At 54.5% G+C, this 21,807-nt stretch carries 18 protein-coding genes; 13 read left to right on the forward strand and 5 right to left on the reverse strand.

Features of this window, described 5'->3' with window-relative positions; genetic code table 11:
- Positions 1–58 precede the first annotated feature (58 nt).
- From K0I63_RS06075 to barA, 4 genes are all read right to left on the reverse strand, one after another.
- A complete protein-coding gene (locus K0I63_RS06075) occupies positions 59–1,027 on the reverse strand; it encodes an AEC family transporter (protein ID WP_220082869.1) in 969 nt (322 codons plus the stop codon).
- A 96-nt stretch (positions 1,028–1,123) separates the two neighbouring features.
- The gene (locus tag K0I63_RS06080; protein ID WP_220073417.1) at positions 1,124–1,318 is read right to left on the reverse strand and encodes a hypothetical protein; all 195 of its coding nucleotides are present in this window, start codon (positions 1,316–1,318) and stop codon (positions 1,124–1,126) included.
- A gap of 3 nt (positions 1,319–1,321) precedes the next feature.
- Positions 1,322–1,924 (reverse strand): YjaG family protein, encoded by a 603-nt coding sequence (locus K0I63_RS06085; protein WP_220082870.1) that lies wholly within the window; start codon positions 1,922–1,924, stop codon positions 1,322–1,324.
- Positions 1,917–4,700: a two-component sensor histidine kinase BarA gene (gene barA / locus K0I63_RS06090; RefSeq protein ID WP_434086788.1), complete on the reverse strand. Its 2,784-nt coding sequence runs from the start codon at positions 4,698–4,700 to the stop codon at positions 1,917–1,919. The genes K0I63_RS06085 and barA overlap by 8 nt, the downstream gene beginning before the upstream one ends.
- A gap of 115 nt (positions 4,701–4,815) precedes the next feature.
- Here barA and rlmD point away from each other — a divergent pair, with 115 nt between their 5' ends.
- The 13 genes from rlmD (at position 4,816) to rpoS (ending at position 18,741) form a co-directional block, all read left to right on the forward strand.
- The gene (gene rlmD, locus K0I63_RS06095; RefSeq protein WP_220082871.1) at positions 4,816–6,150 is read left to right on the forward strand and encodes a 23S rRNA (uracil(1939)-C(5))-methyltransferase RlmD; all 1,335 of its coding nucleotides are present in this window, start codon (positions 4,816–4,818) and stop codon (positions 6,148–6,150) included.
- 164 nt (positions 6,151–6,314) lie between these two features.
- Positions 6,315–8,519 (forward strand): GTP diphosphokinase, encoded by a 2,205-nt coding sequence (gene relA / locus K0I63_RS06100; RefSeq protein ID WP_220082872.1) that lies wholly within the window; start codon positions 6,315–6,317, stop codon positions 8,517–8,519.
- 102 nt (positions 8,520–8,621) lie between these two features.
- Entirely contained in the window at positions 8,622–9,419 is a 798-nt protein-coding gene (gene mazG, locus K0I63_RS06105) for a nucleoside triphosphate pyrophosphohydrolase (RefSeq protein ID WP_220082873.1), read from the forward strand.
- A 110-nt stretch (positions 9,420–9,529) separates the two neighbouring features.
- Positions 9,530–11,167 (forward strand): CTP synthase, encoded by a 1,638-nt coding sequence (gene pyrG / locus K0I63_RS06110; RefSeq protein WP_011865006.1) that lies wholly within the window; start codon positions 9,530–9,532, stop codon positions 11,165–11,167.
- Positions 11,168–11,298: 131 nt separating this feature from the next.
- Positions 11,299–12,594 carry a phosphopyruvate hydratase gene (gene eno / locus K0I63_RS06115; protein WP_011865007.1) on the forward strand — a complete coding sequence of 432 codons (1,296 nt, stop codon included), beginning with the start codon at positions 11,299–11,301 and terminating at the stop codon, positions 12,592–12,594.
- A gap of 99 nt (positions 12,595–12,693) precedes the next feature.
- Positions 12,694–12,996, forward strand: a complete 303-nt coding sequence (ftsB, locus tag K0I63_RS06120) for a cell division protein FtsB (RefSeq protein WP_144203330.1) — start codon at positions 12,694–12,696, stop codon at positions 12,994–12,996.
- Positions 12,997–13,038: 42 nt separating this feature from the next.
- Positions 13,039–13,767 (forward strand): 2-C-methyl-D-erythritol 4-phosphate cytidylyltransferase, encoded by a 729-nt coding sequence (gene ispD / locus K0I63_RS06125; protein ID WP_220082874.1) that lies wholly within the window; start codon positions 13,039–13,041, stop codon positions 13,765–13,767.
- 3 nt (positions 13,768–13,770) lie between these two features.
- Positions 13,771–14,256, forward strand: a complete 486-nt coding sequence (gene ispF, locus K0I63_RS06130; RefSeq protein WP_220082875.1) for a 2-C-methyl-D-erythritol 2,4-cyclodiphosphate synthase — start codon at positions 13,771–13,773, stop codon at positions 14,254–14,256.
- Between the two features lie 9 nt (positions 14,257–14,265).
- Positions 14,266–15,333 carry a tRNA pseudouridine(13) synthase TruD gene (gene truD / locus K0I63_RS06135; RefSeq protein ID WP_220082876.1) on the forward strand — a complete coding sequence of 356 codons (1,068 nt, stop codon included), beginning with the start codon at positions 14,266–14,268 and terminating at the stop codon, positions 15,331–15,333.
- Positions 15,326–16,075 (forward strand): 5'/3'-nucleotidase SurE, encoded by a 750-nt coding sequence (gene surE / locus K0I63_RS06140; RefSeq protein ID WP_220044652.1) that lies wholly within the window; start codon positions 15,326–15,328, stop codon positions 16,073–16,075. Before truD ends, surE begins: the two co-directional genes overlap by 8 nt.
- Positions 16,072–16,707: a protein-L-isoaspartate(D-aspartate) O-methyltransferase gene (locus tag K0I63_RS06145; protein WP_220073922.1), complete on the forward strand. Its 636-nt coding sequence runs from the start codon at positions 16,072–16,074 to the stop codon at positions 16,705–16,707. The genes surE and K0I63_RS06145 overlap by 4 nt, the downstream gene beginning before the upstream one ends.
- A 49-nt stretch (positions 16,708–16,756) precedes the next feature.
- Positions 16,757–17,689 (forward strand): peptidoglycan DD-metalloendopeptidase family protein, encoded by a 933-nt coding sequence (locus tag K0I63_RS06150; protein WP_258406948.1) that lies wholly within the window; start codon positions 16,757–16,759, stop codon positions 17,687–17,689.
- A 77-nt stretch (positions 17,690–17,766) separates the two neighbouring features.
- Positions 17,767–18,741 carry an RNA polymerase sigma factor RpoS gene (gene rpoS / locus K0I63_RS06155; protein WP_011865015.1) on the forward strand — a complete coding sequence of 325 codons (975 nt, stop codon included), beginning with the start codon at positions 17,767–17,769 and terminating at the stop codon, positions 18,739–18,741.
- A 259-nt stretch (positions 18,742–19,000) separates the two neighbouring features.
- On the opposite strand, the gene mutS is transcribed toward rpoS, so the two are convergent.
- A complete protein-coding gene (gene mutS / locus K0I63_RS06160) occupies positions 19,001–21,568 on the reverse strand; it encodes a DNA mismatch repair protein MutS (protein ID WP_220082877.1) in 2,568 nt (855 codons plus the stop codon).
- Positions 21,569–21,807: the final 239 nt, after the last annotated feature.

The raw sequence follows: 21,807 nt of genomic DNA on the forward strand, positions 1-21,807 counted from the left end.
AAGTTTTAGGCTCTGTAGTCCGACAAAACAAGCTTGTCCGTTAAAACAAGCCTATCCGTTATAAAAAGCTTCCGGTGCCCGAGTCCAGCCAATGGTGCAGTAGCGGAATGGTGGCAAAGCTGATCACTATCCCCAGGCTGATGGTCTGGGCGCTACTGGTGGCGCCGACGTTGAATCTGTGGGCCAATAGGTAGACGCTGGCGGCGGTAGGCAGGGCGGCTAGAATCACCCCCATCTGTAGCAGTTGTCCGCTAACCCCTAAGGCGCCCAGTAGCAGATAGGCCAGCAGGGGCTGTAGCAGCAGCTTACTCAGGTTAAGCATGGCCAGCTCGGCAAGGCGTGACTGAATGCCTGCGGCGTTTCTGCCCCCCTGATTGGCCTTGCACAGCACCATGCCGATGGCGAACAGGGCGCAGGGGCTGGAGGTCATGCCGAACTGCCTGATGATCTCGGCGATGGGGCGGTACAGCTCTATGTGAGCGGCAGATATCGCTACGCCGGCCAGGCTTCCCAGTATGATGGGGTTTTGAATGAGGGCGAAAAATACCGTCTTGAGTGCGCTGTCAGTCTGTCCCTGAAACAGCGCCAGCTGGGCCAGCACTATGGCAAATACGGTTACCGATAAAAGGCTAGCCAAGGCGGCTGCGGCCAACGCCAGCTGATCGCCGGGAAACAGCATCATCATCAGCGGAATGCCGATAAAGGAGGTGTTACCAAAGGTGGTGTTGAGGGCGCGAATGGCCGCCAGGGGTTTATCTTTGGGCTGTAACCAGAGTGATAGCAGGCCGGTGAGCAGATAGATGAGGGTCATGGCCAGGCTGTAGCCGCCAATAAATCCCCAGTTGGCGATCTCTTCGATCGGGGTCTCGGCCAGCACTATCATCATGATCGCCGGAAAGGCGATGTAATAGACATACTGATTGAGGACGTTGTCGCTGCCCTCGGGCAGTAGCCGCGCCTTTTGCACGATAAAGCCGGTGACCATGATGCCAAACACGACAAAGAGTGGCGAGAGAGTGGTTAACATAGGGAGACGACTTCCTTGGCTTGGATCCGAGCGGTGATAAACCGAATACGCCGTTAGGGTAACACTTTGCCCGCCGCGTCCCTATAACGCTAAAGTCTAATGCTTGGGGCCGGAGCGCCGATGGAGTGGCTTAGGTGGCGGCAATATCCCCAGCTCCTGGTAGAAATGGATCTGGCGCCTGAGCTCAAACAGGGAGCCGACGCGTCGCTGCTCCCCTAGGGTGAGGCACCAGGTATTTGTTAACCCATCTGGGTTGGTGAGCACAAATCCCTGGTAGATAAGTTTGCGCATGGGTTAGGCGCCTACTGAGATCCCTATGTTAGATACGCTTGCCTGCATTAACTCCTTGCGCAACGCCTTGACGAAATCGGCGGTGATCTTAGGGTTCTCTTCGATGATCTCCAGCAAGGATGCCTGAAGCGCTTTCTCTTCCTGCATCACCTCGTGATTGAAGATATGATCATCCAGTGCTTCTTCTTCCATCTCTTCCTCGAGTGTGGCCTCGATATAGTTAGCCACTGTGGCGGAGGAGAGCTTGCTGATGTTGGTGATGTCGTCTTCCACCTTGCTCTGAATGGCGCTAAGCAGTGAGGTGAGGGCGACGGCTGCGTCCATGGCTGGGTAGACGCCGTAGACATCGAAATCGCTCGGCTCGGGCGTGTTGAGATCCAGCCGCTCGAGGTAGAGATCGATATTCAGTTTAAGCTTCTGATCGTACATGGATTGCCATAGCAGGTTGAGTACTGTATCGAGCACCTGTGGGTCGCCAAACTCGCAGACCTCGCTGAACAACTGATAGTTAGGGTACATGCGTTGGCAAAGGGCGATGGCGAACAGCTTCTTCTGTTCTGGTTCGAGGGCCTTGAGGCGCTTGAAAAACCCGGGTTTATTACTCATCGATCACATCCATAGATAACTGGGCTATTACTTGATTTGCGGCCGATTCTACCTTAGAAAGCTCGTCAAGTAACTCAAGTATTTCCGGCTCGACCAGATCGACGCTGGCATTTTGCTTGAGTGACTGTTCAATCTCTCGACAGAGTCGCTGAGTCGTCGGCACGCCGCAGTAGCAGCTGGCGCCGTGGAGCTTGTGCACATGGCTGACCATGGCCTGGCTGTCCTGACGCTCGAGGGCGCCCGAGATGTGCTCACGGGTCTCGGGCAGGGAGTCGACCAGCATCTGCAGCATCTCCAGCGCCAGACTGGTTTTCTGGTTGGCTTGGGTCAGGCAGAGATCCCAATTGAGGGTGTGCTGGTCGAAGTGGGTAAACTGTGGCCGGGTCTTCCAGCGGCTGATCACACTCTTCAGCGCCGCCTCATCGATTGGCTTGGGCAGGTAACCATCCATGCCGCTCTGATCGATGCGCTCGCGCTCCTCGGCGATGGCGTGGGCGGTCACGGCGACAATCGGCGTATTGCGATTGAGTGAATGCTCACGTATCTGCTTGGTGGCGCTAAAGCCGTCGGTGCCAGGCATCTGAATATCCATGAAGATGAGATCGAAGCTCTTGGCCTTGGCGATCTCTACCGCCTCTTGGCCGTTGTCTGTGACCGTCACCTGAGTAACCAGCTCCTTGAGCAGGGTCTTAATCAGCTTGAGGTTGGCGGGGTTATCGTCCACCGCCAGCACGCTCATGGGTTCGCGCTCCTGGGTTTCTTTGACCGCTTCCTGGAAAGGCATGGCCTCATATTGGGCGCGGTGGGGATTGATCAGGGTAACGGCCAGGGCGCGCTCACCCACCGGCGCCTGCATCACCTTGTCCACGTTGGGCTGGATCAGGCTCATCTTGGCGGCGCTGTCTGTGCTGCTACACAGGTAAAGGGTGTAGTCGCTGATCTTGGCTATCTTATTGAGCACGTTTAACAGGTTAGGACTGCTGGCCAAATCGTTGCAGCTGATGATGGCGTAGTCGAAGTGGCGGCCCTCTTCGCCGGCCACCCGGGCCAGATCTTCGGCAGTGGTGATACTGATATTTTGCATGCCCCAGTGGCTAAGCAGGTTTTCATGTACCTTGCGCGACAGCTCCCGCGGCTCGAACAAGAGCACCGTCTTGTCGATGAGGTTGTCGGTTTCCAGCGGCTGGCTGATGGGGTAGGGACTCAGCTTGAGGGGCAGGGTGAACCAGAAGGTCGAGCCTTTACCCGGCGCCGAGATACAGCCAATCTGGCCGCCCATGCGGTTGATCAGACGCTTTGTGATGATAAGCCCAAGGCCTGTGCCGCCGAAGCGACGCGAGATAGAGGAGTCTGCCTGGCCGAAGGCCTGGAACAGCTGAGCCTGGTGGGGCTTGTCTATGCCTATGCCTGTGTCGGTGATCTCGCAGCGCACATTGACCTTCTCGGCCTCTTCGCTGGTCAGGCGCATCTTGAGGTGCACGCTGCCGCTGTCGGTAAACTTGATGGCGTTGCCCACCAGGTTTGTGATCACCTGGCTGACCCGCAGGGCATCGCCGGAGACGTTGTCGTTGATGCTAGGTTCGATATCTACCACCAGTTCGAGATCTTTCTCCTTGGCGCTGTTGGCCAGCAGAGAGATAGTGTCGTCGATCACCTCACGCAGAGCAAAGGGCATGTTCTCCAGCTCCATCTTGCCCGCCTCCAGCTTAGAGAAGTCGAGGATGTCGTTGATGATCCCCAAGAGGTTGGTGGCGCTCTTCTCGATTGTCTTGATGTAGTCCTGTTGGCTGGCGTGCAGCGGCGTCTTCAATAGCTGTTTGGCGAAGCCGATCACCCCGTTGAGGGGCGTGCGCAGCTCGTGGGACATGTTGGCCAAGAACTCTGACTTGATGCGGCTGGCCTCCAGGGCGCGCTTCTTGGCGAGATCCAGCTCGACGTTTTGGATCTCTATCTGCTCCAGGGTCTCGCGCAGATCTGAAGTAGCCTGATCGATATTCTGCTGCATCTCCTCATGGTATTCCGACAAGGAGCCCGCCATGGCGTTGATGCCTCGTTTAAGCAGGTCAAGCTCACCAATCAGGTTGCCATCGACCCTAGTGTCCAGCTTGCCTTCGCGGATCTTGGCCACCACGCGCACCATCTCTGTGATGGGGTGGGTGACGTTTTTCACCAGGCGGAAGGTAAACAGTAGGTTCAGCTGCACACCGATCAGGACAATGATGAAGGCGGCCACCGCGGCCCTGTGCTGCTCCAGTAGGGCGTTTTCTTTGTTGAGCAGCACGGCGATGTAGCCGAGCTTGGCGGAGTTGACCTGCTGGGCCATGGAGTTGCTGTCGTATGGGCTGACCACAAGTTCGCGCTGGCTGGAGAAGATGGGGCTGCGCATGATGATGCTGTCGCCAAACTGCTCCACCTCTGTGGTCTGCAGCGAGTCGATGGGCTCGTTGTAGCGCATAAACTCGTGGCTCTTATAGTGATGTGAGGTCACTATCACCCTGTTGTTAGTGTCGAAGATAGCAATAAACTGCACCAGGTTGGACTTATTGAGCTGTACCGAGGTGATCAGGCGTTTGGTGGTCTCGAAGTTTTTGGTTTCCAGGCCTATCTCGGCGGAGATGGCCAGCGGCTCGATAATGTTGCCGCCACGTTCGATTAAGCTTTCTTCCAGCTCATAGAAACGATTTATGGTAAAATAGCTGCCAAGCAAAATACCAACCAAAATAGTGGGCGCTAAGGCCAGCACGAGAACCCAGGCTCTCAGGCTGTATTTAGTCATATTGTCTGCACTATTCATTGAGTTGGTATTATTTATCTACGATGGATATAGGTTACATTAGACTGCCAGACTTTGTGCAGTCTTTACTAGTATTTTTATTGTTTTAGAGGCCTAAATGGCACAATTTTATAAAGCTAAACCCCGCAAGACACAACAAACCCAGGCCAAGCAAAGTTTCCATGTTAGCCAGCTGGATCATCTGGGGGCGGGGATAGCAGAACATCAGGGAAAAATCGTCTTCATTCCCGGCGCACTGCCGGATGAAACGGTCACCGCGCAGATAGTCGAGCAGAAGAAGCGCCATGCCAAGGCCAAGCTGATTAAGGTCGAGACCGCCAGCGCCGCGCGAATAGAACCAAGCTGCCCATACTATGGTCGCTGCGGCGGCTGTGACCTGCAGCATCTTGAGCTTTCTGCCCAGCGCCATATCAAGCAGGCGGCGCTGGAGAACCTGATCAACAAGATGGGCCGCACCCAGCCTCAGGCCATGAGCGAGCCGCTAAGCGGCGAAGGCTGGCATTATCGTCGCCGAGCCCGACTGGCGACTCAGTATCTGCGTGATACAAAGCAGCTCAATCTGGGCTTTCGCGCCCTAGCCAGTAGCGAGGTGGTCAATATCGACGCCTGCCCTGTGCTGGCAAAATCTTTGTCTGAGCTTATCGCGCCGCTGAATCAATGCCTCAATCGTCTCAGTGCCAAACGCAGCCTGGGCCATGTGGAGCTGTTGTCTGTGGACTCTGGCCCTTGCGTGGTGCTGCGTATCACCAGCCCCCTGAACGATAAAGATAAGGCTCTGCTAGCTAGCTTTGGCGAGCAGCATAAGGTGAGGCTTGTCTTGCTCGATGATGACAGCAAGCTTGAGACCCTCTGGGGGGACGAGGGCCTGCCCTTCTATACCCTGGAGGATGGCAGTTCGCTTGGCTTCTCACCGGGCAACTTTATTCAGGTCAATGGTGAGATCAATCAACAGATGGTGACTCAGGCGATCGACTGGCTACAGATTCAGCCGGGCGAGCGGGTGCTGGATCTCTTCTGCGGTGTAGGTAACTTCACCCTGCCGCTGGCCAAGGCCGGTGCCCAGGTAGTGGGCGTCGAAGGAGTCGAGGCCATGGTGGCGCAGGCGAGACGCAATGCATCCATGAGCGGCGTCGAGGGGGCCGAGTTCTACCACGGCGACCTGAGCGCAGATCTCTCCGCTGCCGCTTGGCTTGGCCGCATCGACAAGTTACTGCTGGATCCTGCCAGAGCCGGCGCCTATGAGAGTCTACAATGGTTAAAGAAGATGAAGCCCAAGGCGATCGTCTATATCTCCTGTAATCCTGTGAGTCTGGCCAGAGATTGTGAGCCGCTACTGGCACAGGGTTATCAGCTTAGTCGCCTGGGCCTCATCGATATGTTCCCTCAGACCCATCACATCGAGGCCATGGCCTTGTTTGAGTTGGAGAAATAGTTAGGCCGAGCGGCCAAATAGTCGCCGACTATCAATTGACATTGGCGGGGGAATCCCCAAGATAGTGAGTTTGGTATTGGCGATGTCAGCCAGCAAGGTTTGGATGACGTAACAGGTCGAGCAATATTTAGGGGCAAGCACTTAAGTTTAAGGACATGCAGTAGATGGTATCTGTTAGAGAAGCACATTTTAAAGACACAGATTTTCAATTGACCGAATGGGTTAATCGTTATCTGAGTGACGCCGATGACGCCAGCACCTTACTTGCGCTAATAAAGCAGGTAGAGGCCCTGGTGGCGAAACATGATGCTAACGATACCTTGCTGATCGGCCGCGCTCGCGAGCTGATTGAGATCCTCGCACCGCTCAACATGGATATCGAGACCCTGCAGGCGGCGGTGATCTTCGTGGTGTTCGACGCTGGCCTCATGACTGAGGAGCAGATGCTGGAGCTGTTTGGCGACAAGCTCACCACGCTAGTGAATAGCGTGGTGACCATGAATGCCATCGGCGCTCTCAAGGTCAACGAGCAGAGCCGCAACGCCGAGCCCCAGATAGACAACATTCGTAAGATGCTGCTGGCCATGGTGGAAGATGTGCGCGCCGTGGTGATTAAATTGGCCGAGCGTATCTGCCTGCTGCGGGAAGTGAAAAATGCCGACGAGGAGACCCGTGTGCTGTTGGCGCGGGAGATTGCCGACATCTATGCGCCGTTGGCCAACCGCCTGGGCATAGGCCAGCTCAAGTGGGAGCTGGAAGATATCTCCTTCCGTTATCTGCATCCTGATACCTATAAAGACATTGCCAAGCAGCTCGATGGCAAGCGGATGGATCGTGAGATCTACATAGAGAACTTCGTCAATCAGTTGCAGCAGCGCCTAGACGAGGAGCAGATCCGCGCCAAGGTCTATGGCAGGCCCAAACATATCTACAGCATCTGGAAGAAGATGCGTGGCAAAGATCTCACTTTCGATGAGCTGTTTGACGTGCGCGCCGTGCGTATCGTCACCGAGCGCCTGCAGGACTGTTACGGCGCACTGGGTGTAGTGCATACCCTTTGGCATCATATTCCCAAAGAGTTCGACGACTATGTCGCCAACCCTAAGCCCAATGGCTATCAGTCGATTCACACCATAGTAGTGGGCCCAGAGGGCAAGACGGTAGAGATCCAGATCCGCACCGAGCAGATGCATGAAGATGCCGAGCTGGGGGTGGCCGCCCACTGGAAGTATAAAGAGGGCACTACAGGTAAGCAGAGCGGCTACGAAGAGAAGATCAATTGGCTGCGTAAGATCCTGCAGTGGCAGGAAGATGTGGCCGAGAGCGGCAACTTGGTGGATGAGGTCCGCAGTCAGGTGTTTGAAGACAGAGCCTATGTCTTCACCCCGAATGGCGACGTGGTGGACCTGCCCATGGGCTCCACAGTGCTGGATTTCGCCTACTATATTCACTCACAGGTAGGCCACAAGTGTATCGGCGCCAAGGTCGATGGCCGCATCGTGCCCTTCACCTATCAGGTGGAGACCGGCGAGCGGGTCGAGATCATCACCTCCAAGCATCCTAACCCTAAGCGGGATTGGCTTAATCCTAACCTGGGATATATCAAGGCGTCGCGTACCCGCTCTAAGATCCAGCACTGGTTCAAGCAGCAAGACAGAGACAAGAATATCGTCGCCGGGCGCGAGATGCTCGAGGCCGAGTTGGCACGTTCTGGATTGACCCTGAAAGATGCCCACAGCGCGGTGGAGCGTTTCAACATGGTGGGGATGGATGACCTGCTGGCCGGTATCGGCGGCGGGGACGTTCGCCTCAACCAGGTGGTTAACCATGTGCAGAGCCGGATGCGGGTCAACGAGGTCTCCGAAGAAGAAGCCCTTGAAGATCTGCTGAAGAAAAACCAGGCGCGTGCCACAGGCAAGGGCAAGGGCCAGGTCGAGGTGGATGGCGTCGGTAATCTGCTCAGCCATATCGCCAAGTGTTGTCAGCCGGTGCCTGGGGATGAGATCTTCGGCTTCATCACTAAGGGCAGGGGGATCTCTGTGCACAGGGCCGACTGCGAGCAAGTCAAAGAGCTGATGCGGGTGCACCCAGAGCGCAGCGTGGATGTGGTCTGGGGCGAGAACTACTCGGGCGGCTATAAACTTAAGCTCAAGGTGCTGGCTAACGATCGCAGCGGTCTGCTGAGGGATCTTACCTCTGTGCTAGCGGCGGAGAAATCTAACGTGCTGGCCATGAGCTCATCGTCGGATGTGAAGACTCAGACGGCGGCTATCGAGCTGGAGCTTGAGCTGTATAACCTGGAAGGTTTATCTCGGGTGATCGCCAAGCTGTCTCAGGTGGCCGGCGTCATCGAGGCGCGACGTCTCTAACCGCGCGGTAAGCCTGTCTATCGCAGCGCAGATAGAAAGCACAAAGTTCACAAATGATAAGAGTAAGAGGCGGCCCAGGCCGCCTTTTTGATGAGGTAAGCGATGCAGAGTAAATCAGATATCCAAAGGCTGCTGACCATCATGGAGCGGCTAAGGGACCCAGAAACGGGTTGCCCCTGGGACAAGGCTCAGAGCTATCAGACCATAGTGCCCTTCACCCTGGAAGAAGCCTTCGAGGTGGCCGATACCATAGAGCGCGGCGCCCTCGATGAACTCCCCGGTGAGCTTGGGGATCTATTGTTTCAGGTGATCTTCTATTGTCAGCTGGGCAAGGAGCAGGGCAGGTTCGACTTCGACCTGGTGGTGGAGAAGATCTGTACTAAGCTCACCGAGCGTCATCCTCACGTGTTTGGCGAGATGACTCAGGCATCCAGCGACTCGGTGCGTGAAACCTGGGAGAGCATCAAGGCCAAGGAGCGCGCCGGGCGCTCGCTGCATTCGGTGCTCGATGATATTCCGCGCTCGCTGCCGGCCCTGACCCGCGCCGCCAAGGTGCAGCGTCGGGTGGCGACCGTGGGCTTCGACTGGAATGACTTAGGGCCTGTGGTGGCCAAGATCCATGAGGAGATCGACGAGGTGATGGTGGAGGTTGCCGCCCAGGACAGAGACAAGATGGAAGATGAGCTGGGAGACCTGCTGTTTGCCGTGGTGAATCTGGCCAGACACCTCAAGCTGGACCCAGAGCAGGCGCTGCGCCGGGCGACCAATAAGTTCGAACATCGCTTTCGTGGCGTCGAGGCTTTAGCAGCCCAGTCGGGTAAAGCAATGCAGGAGCATAGCCTCACTGAATTGGACGCCTATTGGGAGCAAGTCAAGCGAAATGATCCCCTAAAAGGCTAAAATAGTTGCCGTTACCTATTTGTCGAATCCAAAGGGCTTTGATATAATAACGCCCCGTCCTAGTGCTTTCTTACAAGCACATATTTCCAACTCATTTTCTCAGGTTCAGCATGACTACAAGGTATATCTTCGTTACTGGTGGCGTGGTTTCATCACTAGGTAAAGGCATTGCAGCAGCATCATTGGCGGCAATTTTAGAGGCTCGGGGCCTTAACGTAACCATTATGAAGTTGGATCCTTATATTAACTTGGATCCGGGTACCATGAGCCCAACCCAGCACGGTGAAGTATTCGTCACCGAAGATGGCGCTGAAACTGACCTCGACCTGGGTCACTATGAACGTTTCATCCGTACCAAGATGAACCGTCGTAACAACTTCACTACGGGTCGTATCTATGAGGAAGTGCTGCGCAAAGAGCGTCGCGGCGACTACCTAGGGGCTACCATTCAGGTGATCCCACACATCACCAATGCGATTAAAGAGAAAGTGCTTGAGGGCGGAGAAGGGCACGACGTGGCGATCGTTGAGATCGGCGGTACCGTGGGTGATATCGAGTCATTGCCTTTCCTTGAGTCTATTCGTCAGTTGGGCGTAGAACTAGGCCGTGATCGTACCCTGTTTATGCATTTGACCCTGGTGCCTTTCCTAGGCGCGGCGGGCGAAGTGAAGACCAAACCGACACAACACTCGGTGAAAGAGCTGCGTTCAATCGGTATCGCACCAGACGTACTGGTTTGCCGTGGTGACCGTGCGATTCCGTCTAACGAGAAGGCGAAGATCTCGCTATTCTGTAACGTTGAAGAGCGCGCCGTGATCTCGCTGAAAGATGTCGATAGCATCTACAAGATCCCTGCACTGCTGAAGGCACAAGGTCTGGACGATTTGGTTACCAAGCGTTTCGGCCTTGAGTGCAGAGAGGCCGATCTGTCTGAGTGGGAAAACGTTATCTATCAAGAAGCCAACCCAACCGGTGAAGTCACTATCGGTATGGTGGGCAAGTACACCGAACTGCCAGATGCTTACAAGTCGGTGAACGAAGCGCTGAAACATGCCGGCCTGTTTAACCGCGTGTCGGTCAACATCAAGTATATCGATTCACAAAACATCGAAGCCAAGGGCACAGAAGTACTGGAAGGCCTTGACGGTATCCTGGTACCGGGCGGTTTCGGTGAGCGCGGCGTCGAAGGTAAGATCATGGCGGCGCAGTACGCCCGTGAGAATAACCTACCTTATTTCGGTATCTGTCTGGGTATGCAGGTTGCACTGATCGAGTTTGCGCGCCACGTGGCTGGTTTAGAAAATGCGCATTCAACCGAGTTCAACAAAGACACGCCGCATCCAGTTGTGGGCTTGATCACAGAATGGATTGACGAAAAAGGTAATATCGAGCAACGTCATGAAGAATCAGATCTCGGTGGCACCATGCGTCTAGGCGCGCAGCTGTGTCATCTGATCGAAGGTACTAAGGCGGCAGAAGCCTACAAGGGATTGACCTGTGTAGAGCGTCACCGTCACCGTTACGAAGTGAACAACACATACAGAGAACGTTTAGAGAAAGCCGGCTTGGTATTCAGCGGTCTGTCGACAGATCGTCAGCTGGTTGAAATGATTGAACTCCCTAACCACCCATGGTTCGTGGCGGGTCAGTTCCACCCTGAATTTACATCAACGCCTCGCGATGGTCAGCCATTGTTCCAAGGTTTCGTTGCTGCAGCCGTTGCGTACCAAAAACGCGATTTAGGCTAATCTTTATACAAGGGCCGCTTCCGACTCTCGGAGGCGGCTTTTTTGTTTCAGATGATGTAAATTTAGCGATAAGAATTTTAGTTTTGCATTAACTTTTAAACTTAAATCTTAAACTTAAAGTCGAGGAAATTATGGCTAAAATTATCAATGTCATTGGTCGCGAGATCATGGATTCACGCGGTAACCCAACGGTTGAAGCGGAAGTGCATCTAGATGGCGGTTTTGTAGGCATGGCAGCTGCTCCATCTGGCGCATCTACCGGTAGCCGCGAAGCACTAGAGCTGCGTGATGGTGACAAGAGCCGTTACATGGGTAAAGGCGTTTTGACTGCTGTTGCTAACATCAATGGTCAGATCCGTGATGCCCTAATGGGTAAAGATGCGACGGCACAAGCCGAGCTGGATCAGATCATGATCGACCTAGATGGCACTGAAAACAAAGACAAGCTGGGCGCGAACGCTATCTTGGCCGTGTCTCTGGCTGCCGCTAAAGCCGCTGCTGCTTTCAAAGGCATGCCGCTGTACGCGCACATCGCCGAGCTAAACGGCACTCCTGGCCAGTACTCTATGCCTGTGCCTATGATGAACATCCTTAACGGTGGTGAGCACGCCGACAACAACGTTGATATCCAAGAGTTCATGGTTCAGCCTGTTGGTGCTAAGAGCTTCCGTGAAGCGCTACGCATGGGCGCCGAGATCTTCCACAACCTGAAGAAGGTGCTGCAAGAGAAGGGTCTTAACACTGCAGTGGGTGATGAAGGTGGTTTCGCGCCAAACCTGGCCTCTAACGCCGATGCACTGGCGGTTATCAAAGTTGCGGTAGAAAAAGCCGGTTACAAGCTGGGTGAAGACGTGACACTGGCCCTTGACTGTGCAGCCTCTGAATTCTACAAGGACGGTCAATATGACCTGTCTGGCGAAGGCAAGGTATTTGACTCAAACGGTTTCTCTGACTTCCTGAAGTCTCTGACTGAAGAGTACCCAATCGTGTCTATCGAAGATGGCTTGGACGAGTCAGATTGGGATGGTTGGGCATACCAGACTCAAATCCTGGGCGACAAGATCCAACTAGTGGGTGACGATCTGTTCGTAACCAACACTAAGATCCTCAGCCGTGGTATCGAGAACAAGATCGCTAACTCTATCCTGATCAAGTTCAACCAGATTGGTTCTCTGACCGAGACTCTAGCAGCAATCCGCATGGCGAAAGACGCAGGCTACACTGTCGTTATCTCTCACCGTAGCGGTGAGACCGAAGATGCGACCATCGCAGATCTGGCGGTAGCGACTGCGGCTGGTCAAATCAAGACAGGTTCTCTGTGTCGTAGTGACCGTGTTGCTAAGTACAACCAACTGCTACGTATCGAAGAGCAGTTAGGTGAAAAAGCACCTTACAAGGGTCGTAGCGAGATCAAAGGCCAAGCATAACCGAGTTTTTACGGTTAATTTGGTAAAAGGCCACCACTTGGTGGCCTTTTTTGTTGTAATATCAGTTCAGCCTTTTAACAGAGATAAAGCCCATTAAGGATGAAGCGACTTCTTATCGCCATGTTTGTGCTGCTTGGTCTGCTCCAGTATCGACTCTGGTGGGGACAAAATAGCCTTCCCGAATCTTTTCAGCTGCAGGAACAGATCAAGTTGCAGCGCGAGAGTAACGCCAAACTCATCGAACGAAATCAGGTACTCAAAGAAGAGATTCTCGACCTTAGACGCGGTACCGAGGCGCTGGAAGAACGCGCCCGTAACGAGCTGGGGATGGTGAAACAGGGAGAAACCTTTTTTCGCGTAGTGGGTGAGCCTCAGCGTAAAGCCGAGATCGGCGAGCAGTAGGCTCGGCCGGTTTCGCCTAAAAAGTGACACGAGTTAACATCTATGATTAGTCGCATACAAGAGCTGGTTGCTATTGTGCCTGCCGCCGGGATCGGCGCGCGAATGGGCGCCGAGATCCCCAAGCAATATCTGATGTTAAATCATCAACCTATCCTGGCACACACCCTAGATCGCCTGCTGGAACATCCACGCATCGACAAGGTGATTATTGCCCTAAGCCCAGAAGATACCCATTTCGCCAAGCTGAGCCAGGCGAGCCATCCTAAATTGATGACAGTTATCGGCGGTAAAGAGCGTGCCGATTCTGTGCTGAGCGCCCTCAAGGTCGCATCTCAATCTGCCTGGGCGCTTGTGCATGACGCGGCTCGTCCCTGCTTAAGTGCGGCCGATATCGACAAGCTGATCGCCGCCTGTCAGACAGAAACAGGCCATCAGCAGGGCGCCATCCTCGCCATGCCGGTACGCGACACCATGAAGCGTTCGGGCAAAGGCGGCGCGATACAAGAGACGGTATGCCGGGAGAATCTCTGGCACGCGCTCACCCCCCAACTTTTTCCTGTGATGAGTCTCAAGCAGAATCTAGCTGATGCCCTGGCGGCGCAGGTTGCCATTACCGATGAGGCCTCGGCGATGGAGTGGGCCGGTGGCCAGCCGCTGTTGGTGAGCGGACGATTCGACAACATCAAGGTGACCCATCCAGAGGATCTGCAACTGGCGGCGCTCTATCTGCAGGTGGCCGCCAGTGACCCTAATTCCAGTACAGGTGAATAACAGATGAATATACGTATCGGCCATGGTTTCGATGTGCATAAATTTGGCGGCGAGTTGCCGCTGATCTTAGGGGGCGTTGAAGTCCCCTATGACACTGGCCTGGTGGCCCATTCGGATGGCGATGTGGTGCTGCATGCCATCTCAGATGCGATTCTCGGCGCCATGGCGCTCGGGGATATAGGTAAACATTTCCCCGATACCGACCCAGACTTTAAGGGGGCCGACAGCCGCGTGCTGCTACGTCACTGCTACCAGCTAGCGCTGGATAAGGGCTATAGACTGGGGAACCTGGATGTCACTATTATTGCCCAGGCGCCTAAGATGCTGCCGCACATTCAGGCGATACGCGAGTGTCTGAGCGCAGTTCTTGAGAGCGACATAGAGGCGATCAACGTCAAGGCCACCACCACAGAGAAGCTTGGCTTTACCGGACGCAAAGAGGGGATAGCGGTGGAAGCCGTGGTGCTGATGTGCGCCGCCCCGAGATAAGAGAGAGTTATGACCCCACTACATTATTTGCATGGCCAGCCCGAGGCGAGCGCCGACTTAAGAACCTTCAACAGCGATTTTATCGTGCAGGAGATCTTGCCATTCCTTCCGACGGGCGAGGGCGAGCATCACATGCTGCACATCCGCAAGGAGGGGTTAAATACCGCCGATGTGGCGCGCATGCTCTCAAGCTTTGCCGGCGTGCATCCAAAAGAGGTGACCTTCGCCGGCCAAAAAGACAGACACGCCATCACAGAACAGTGGTTTGGGGTGCGTATTCCCGGCAAGAGCATGCCAGACTGGCAGTCGCTCAATAGCGAGCAGCTCACCGTGCTATCAAGCGCCCGTCACGGCAAGAAGCTGCGCACTGGCGCCCTGGCGGGTAACCGCTTCACCCTGACCCTAAGGGCCGTGTCGGACATGGACGCACTGGTGCGGCGCATCGAGCTGATTAAAGCCACAGGCGTGCCTAACTATTTTGGCGAGCAGCGTTTCGGCCATGACGGAAAGAACCTGATTTTCGGTCGTCAGATGTTCTCGGGCAAGAAGAAGGTGAAAGACAGAAACAAGCGCAGCATCTATCTCTCGGCGGTGCGCTCGCATCTCTTCAATCAGGTGGTGAGTGAGCGGCTTCGCCTACACCAGCTCAAGACACTCGATGGTGACTGTGTGATGCTGGCCGGCAGCAAGAGCTACTTCGTGGCCAATCCCTGGGATGATGCGCTTTATGGTCGTCTGGCGGAAAACGATATTCAACTCTCGGTGCCCATGTGGGGTCGGGGCCAGGCATTGAGTGAGGCCGAGGCGTTAGCCTTCGAGCAGGGCGTTTGCGGTCAGTATCCTGAAGATCTTGCCGGCCTCGAGCAGGCGGGGCTCAATCAGGAGCGCCGCCCGCTGCTTCTCGCGCCGCAGCAGCTAAGCTATGAAACTCAGGATGACACCTTAGTGATAAAATTCGCCCTACCGGCTGGCAGCTTTGCCACCTCTGTGCTGCGGGAACTGGTGAATTATCAAGATGTCAAAGAGCGGGAATATCAGGCCAGAAAGGCCGCAGCGAGCGAGCAAGCCCATGATTAAGATATTGGTAAGCAATGACGATGGCATCACGGCGCCGGGGATCGCGGCGCTGTCCAATGCCCTGGCGAAGCACTATGAGGTGATGACGGTCGGTCCTGATCGCAACTGTTCGGGTGCCAGTAACTCGTTAACCTTGACTAACCCTTTGCGAATTAATAAGTTAGATAATGGTTATATTTCCGTCAGTGGCACGCCGACCGATTGCGTGCATCTGGCGATTCGCGAGTTTTATGCCCATGAACCGGATATCGTGGTTTCTGGCATCAACGCCGGGGCGAACATGGGGGATGATACCCTCTATTCCGGCACCGTCGCGGCGGCGATGGAGGGGCGTTTTCTGGGCTTGCCAGCGATTGCCATCTCTCTGGTGGGCCGAGAGCTGAAGCACTATGACACGGCGGCTTACTATGCCTGTAAGATAGTGGCGGGTCTGATCGATAGCCCTATCGCGTCGGATCAGATCTTAAATGTGAATGTGCCGGATCTGCCGCTCGATGAGATTAAGGGCATTAGAGTTACCCGTCTGGGCGCCAGACATAGAGCTGAAGGCATGGTGCGCATGCAAGACCCTGCCGGACGGGAAATATTCTGGCTCGGCCCGCCGGGTGAAGAGCAAGATGCCAGCGAAGGCACAGATTTTCATGCCGTGGCCAACGGCTACGTGTCGGTCACCCCCTTGACTGTGGACCTGACCGCGTTTGAACAAGTACCAAAGATAAAGCAATGGATAGAGCAATTATGAATGGGGTAGCCACTACGGCGGCATTGAATCTGGCGCGTCACCTTCAGGGGGCGGGGATAACTAATGCCGACGTCTTAGCTGTGGTGGCGAAAACGCCAAGAGAATTGTTTCTCGATGCGGCCCTAGGCCATAAGGCCTATGAAAATACTGCTCTGCCCATAGGACAGGGGCAAACCATCTCTCAGCCCTATATCGTGGCGCGTATGACTGAACTTTTGTTAGAGTCGCGTCCCAAAAGGGTGCTGGAGATAGGCACAGGCTCAGGCTATCAGGCGGCTATCCTGGCGCAACTGGTGGATGAACTCTGCACGGTTGAGCGCATCAAGAGTCTCCAGATCCAGGCGCGCCAGCGTCTCAAGCGGCTCGATCTGCATAATGTCTCCTTTAAGTATGGCGACGGCTGGCAGGGCTGGGCCAACAAGGGCCCCTTCGACGCCATCATGGTGACGGCGGCGGCCAGCAGTGTGCCGCAGGCATTGCTGCAGCAACTGGCGGACGGTGGCGTGTTGGTGATCCCTGTCGGCGAGGAGACACAGCAACTGATGCGTGTGGTTCGCATGGGCGATCAATTTCATTCCCAGACCATAGAGATGGTAAAGTTTGTGCCTTTGGTCAACGGTGAACTCGCCTAGTGGTGGCTGTCATCTGGTGCGCCGACGCTAAGGGAATAAGGGAGCCGCTATGCTAAGCGTCCCGAGTCGGTTGAGGTTTTGTCAAAAGCCATTAGGCATACTGTGCGCCTTACTGCTCAGCTGTCTGCTGAGCGCCTGTAGTTTTCAGGCCCATTCTCCCGCTCCCGTGGTGAACGTCAACTCGCCGGTGAAGAAAGCCTATAAAAAGGGAGGCCTCACCTCCGACCACTATAAGGTCAAGCGCGGCGATACCCTCTATTCGATCGCCTGGGCAGCCAACAAAGATTTTGCCGAAATTGCCCGATATAACGGGCTTCGCAAGCCCTATACCATCTATCCAGGGCAGGTTTTAAAGCTTAAATCGACAAACGCTGTTACAAATAGCAAAACCCAGCGTAGCACTCAGGTATCGAGTAATAAAACGCAACAAAATACAGCTAAAAATCAACCTAAACAAACAGTTAAATCTAGCCAGCAAGCTGCTGCCAGTAAAACGGCACCGGTGAAAAAATCGCTTGATCGGGGCGATAAATCTGCGTACGCTGTAACAACTGGTCAACAAAATGTTAACGGCGTTATCCACAAGCCCAGTAGCACCCTACCCAAGAAGGTCCAGCGCTGGCATTGGCCCGTTAAAGGCAAGTTGATCGGCACATTCTCTACCAAGGAACAAGGTAATAAAGGGATTAAGATCGCAGGATCCCGAGGCGATCGCATTCAGGCCGCCGCCGATGGGCGAGTGGTGTATGCGGGAAATGCGCTAAGGGGATACGGCAATCTGGTGATCATTAAGCATAGCGATGACTATCTCAGTGCTTATGCTCATGCCGATAAGATCTTAGTAAAAGAGAAGCAGTTCGTTACCGCGGGACAAACGGTGGCGAAAATGGGACAAACGGGTACCAATAGGGTGATGCTGCATTTCGAGATACGGTATCACGGCAAATCCGTCGACCCACTTAAATTTTTGCCTAAATCATAATTTTATAGGCGCCATTTTGGCAATTGGAGGACAGTAAAGTGCAGTAAATTAGCATGTAAAATTTGGGAGAGTATATTATGGGTCGTAAACAATCTACCGCCGTGGCGGAGCCCTTAGTGGACTTGTCTAAGAATGAGTCTGATCTATCAGTGACCAACAGCAAGGAGGTTTTGAAAGACGCAGAACTAGAACAGCAAGTACAAGATGACTTACAAAAGAACTTAGATGCCACTCAGCTGTATTTAAGTGAAATTGGATTTTCCCCCCTATTGAGTGCGGAAGAGGAGGTTTATTTCTCACGTAAGGCCCTAAAAGGCTGTGAAAAATCTCGCAACCGTATGATTGAGAGTAATCTCAGACTCGTCGTAAAAATTGCACGTCGTTATAACAATCGTGGTTTAGCCTTACTGGATCTGATTGAAGAAGGTAACTTAGGTTTGATCCGTGCCGTCGAAAAGTTCGATCCCGAACGCGGCTTCCGTTTCTCAACCTATGCCACTTGGTGGATCCGCCAGACCATAGAACGTGCCATCATGAACCAAACCCGTACCATTCGCCTGCCTATTCATGTGGTGAAGGAGCTGAATGTTTACCTTCGTACCGCCAGGGAACTCGCGCACAAGCTAGATCATGAGCCAACCGCAGAAGAGATCGCCGAGCAGTTAGACCTGCCAAGTAGCGATGTCAGTAAGATGCTCAAGCTTAACGAGCGTATCACTTCGGTCGATACCCCACTGGGTGGCGACAACGACAAGGCGCTGCTAGATGTATTAGCCGATGACGATTGTGTAGGCCCGGATTACAAGGTGCAAGACGACGATATGTCTAAGTCTGTTGTGCGCTGGCTCGACGAGCTGAACAGTAAGCAGAGAGAAGTACTTGCCCGTCGTTTCGGTCTGCTTGGCTATGAGCCATCGACCCTGGAAAATGTCGGTAAAGAGATAGGTCTCACCCGAGAGAGAGTACGCCAGATCCAGGTGGAAGCCCTGAAGCGGCTTAGAGATCTGCTCAGTGCTCAAGGACTATCGGTAGAAGCTATCTTCAGAGTGTAAAAGTGTATCGGGGTGTAGGCTAAAGGGTTACCGCGGCTTTCTTGTTATCGCCTTTGTGAGCGGTCGATAGAGACTGAAAGGTGGATAAGCAATGCTAGCGTCTTATGGAGAAACAAGCGGTGGTTACCTTAAGGTGTAAACCTGTGTCTTGAAGGGCCGACCCCAGAATTAAAAAAAGCGCATCCCAAAGGGGGCGCTTTTTTGCTGTCTAGATTTTGTAACTCGCTTTAGCTCTAGCTACTTTTAAGTGCTCAAAAGTTTAGCGTAGCTGCTTGAGCTCATAGAGAAGATCCAGCGCCTGTCTCGGCGTCAGGCTGTCGGGATCTATGGTATCTAACCTGTCCAGCGCCTTTGAGGTCTCCGGCATGGTCATGCTCAGCTGGGCCTGTCTCAGTTCAGGGAGCCCCTCCTCTCTATCCCGGCTCTCAAGATGATGCAGCTTGTGCTTGGCTGCCTGCACCACCTTGGCCGGAACACCAGCCAGCGCCGCGACTTGAAGGCCATAACTCTTACTCGCCGCACCTTCCTGCACCGCGTGCATGAAGGCGATGGTGTCGTCATGCTCTATGGCGTCGAGGTGCACGTTGGCCACATTTTCCATCTGATCCGGCAGCTGGGTTAGCTCAAAATAGTGGGTGGCAAACAATGTCATAGACTTTAAGTTCTGCGCCAGATGCTCAGCGGCGGACCAGGCCAGGGATAAGCCATCATAGGTCGAGGTGCCACGGCCAATCTCATCCATCAATACCAGGCTCTCGGGCGTCGCGTTATGCAGTATGTTGGCGGTTTCCGTCATCTCCACCATGAAGGTCGAGCGGCCGGAGGCGAGATCGTCCGCCGCGCCAATACGGGTAAAGATGCGATCCACAGGGCCGATGGCGGCTTTCTGGGCCGGCACGAAGCTACCTATATGGGCCATAAGGGTGATCAGAGCCACCTGACGCATATAGGTCGACTTACCACCCATGTTAGGACCGGTAACGATCAGCATGCGCCTTGCCGGGTTGAGGCTGACAGGGTTGGCAATAAACGGCGTCTGACTGACGCGCTCGACCACTGGGTGTCTTCCCGCCTCGATATGTATGCCGCTCTGGGCCGTGAGTTCTGGTCTGTGATAGTCAAGCTGCTCGGCGCGCTCGGCGAAGTTGGTGATCACATCAAGCTCCGCGGCGGCGCGGGCGAAGGCCTGTAGCTCGTGCAGGCGCGGCATTAATAGATCGAACAGTTCTTCCCACAGCTGTTTCTCTAACGCCAGCGCCTTGCCCTGACTGGACAGTACCTTCTCCTCATGCTCTTTAAGCTCGGCGACGATGTAACGCTCGGTGTTCTTAAGGGTTTGTCTGCGCTGGTAGCTCATAGGCACCAGATCCGACTCGCGGCGGCTTACCTCTATGTAGTAGCCGTGCACCCGGTTGTAGCCCACCTTGAGGGTCGAGGCGCCGGTGGCAGCCTTCTCCCGAGCTTCCAGCTCGGCGAGGTAGTCGGTTGCCCCCTGGCTGAGTTTGCGCCACTCATCCAGCTCTGCATGATAGCCCTCTTTAATCACTCCACCGTCGCGGATCAGCATGGGCGGGTTGTCGACGATGGCGCGGCTTAGAAGGGCATGCTCTTCGGGAAACTCGCCGATAGATTGCGACAGGGTACGTAGATGTGCGCTGTGACAATCGGCTAGCTGTTGCTGTATTTCTGGCAATAGGGCTAGTGCCTGACGCAGGCGGGCAAAGTCACGGGGGCGGGCGCTGCGGATGGCCAAACGCGCGGTAATACGCTCTATGTCGCCCAGGGCTTTTAGCTGCTCATGTAGACTCTCGTGATAGCCATTGTCCAGCAGCTCGTCTATGGCATCATGACGGGCGCGGATGATGTTGTGGTTGCGCAGCGGCTCGTGGATCCAGCGCTGCAACATACGGCTGCCCATGGGAGTTGCCGTGTTATCCAGTACCGAGGCCAGGGTGTTGTCGCTGCCGCCTTGCAGGTTACGGGTCAGCTCCAGATTCTTACGGGTGGCAGCGTCCAGCACTATGCTGTCGCACTGATTGAAGCGGGTGATAGCGTTGATATGGGGCAGGGCGGTCCGCTGGGTATCTTTCACATACTGGATAAGACAGCCGGCCGCCTGTAGCGATAGCCTGACTTCTCCCAGGCCAAAGCCATAGAGATCTTTGGTGCCGAACTGTTCCAGCAGTAGCTTATAGCTGGTGTCGTAGTCGAACTCCCATTCGGGACGGCGACGCTTACCCGACAGTGAGGCGATCAAAGCTGGCTCGCTGAAATCTTCGCTGTAGAGCAGCTCTGCGGGATTGGTGCGTTGCAGCTCGGCTTCCAGCGCCTCTTTGCTGGCCAGTTCGGTGACCACGAAGCGTCCGGATGAGACATCCAGGGTCGCGTAACCAAAACCCACCTTGCCGTGATAGACGGCGGCCAGCAGGTTGTCTTGCCGCTCCTGCAGCAGGGCCTCATCAGTGAGTGTCCCCGGGGTGACGATGCGGACAATCTTACGTTCTACCGGCCCCTTGGTCGTGGCGGGATCGCCTATCTGCTCGCAGATAGCCACAGATACCCTGAGCTGCACAAGCTTAGCAAGATAGCCTTCTACCGCATGGTAGGGGATGCCTGCCATGGGGATAGGATCGCCGCCACTCTTGCCGCGAGCGGTCAGGGAGATCCCCAGCAGCTCTGAGGCCCGCTTAGCATCGTCGTAGAAGAGCTCGTAAAAATCTCCCATACGATAAAAAAGCAACATATCGGGTGTTTCGGCTTTCAGCGTCAGGTATTGACGCATCATGGGGGTGTGCTTTTCAAGATGTTGAGTATCGACGGCGTTCATGAATTAACCAAGGTATCCTGCTACAAAAATGTCTGTCATAGCCCTTCGGCTAGCACAGAATGAATGGCCACAATACTAACAATAAATTGATGGCGGTTGCGCATTTATCCTGCCTGTTTGGATAAATTTAGTGCTAATGCGCCCGGGAAAATTTGACCGGCTTTGGTTAAGGCCGGATAAAAATAATCGCATACAGTACTTGATACTGTATGATTGTACAGTATACTAGGTTGCATATT

Source organism: Shewanella rhizosphaerae (assembly GCF_019457655.1).
Taxonomy (GTDB): Bacteria; Pseudomonadota; Gammaproteobacteria; order Enterobacterales; family Shewanellaceae; genus Shewanella; species Shewanella loihica.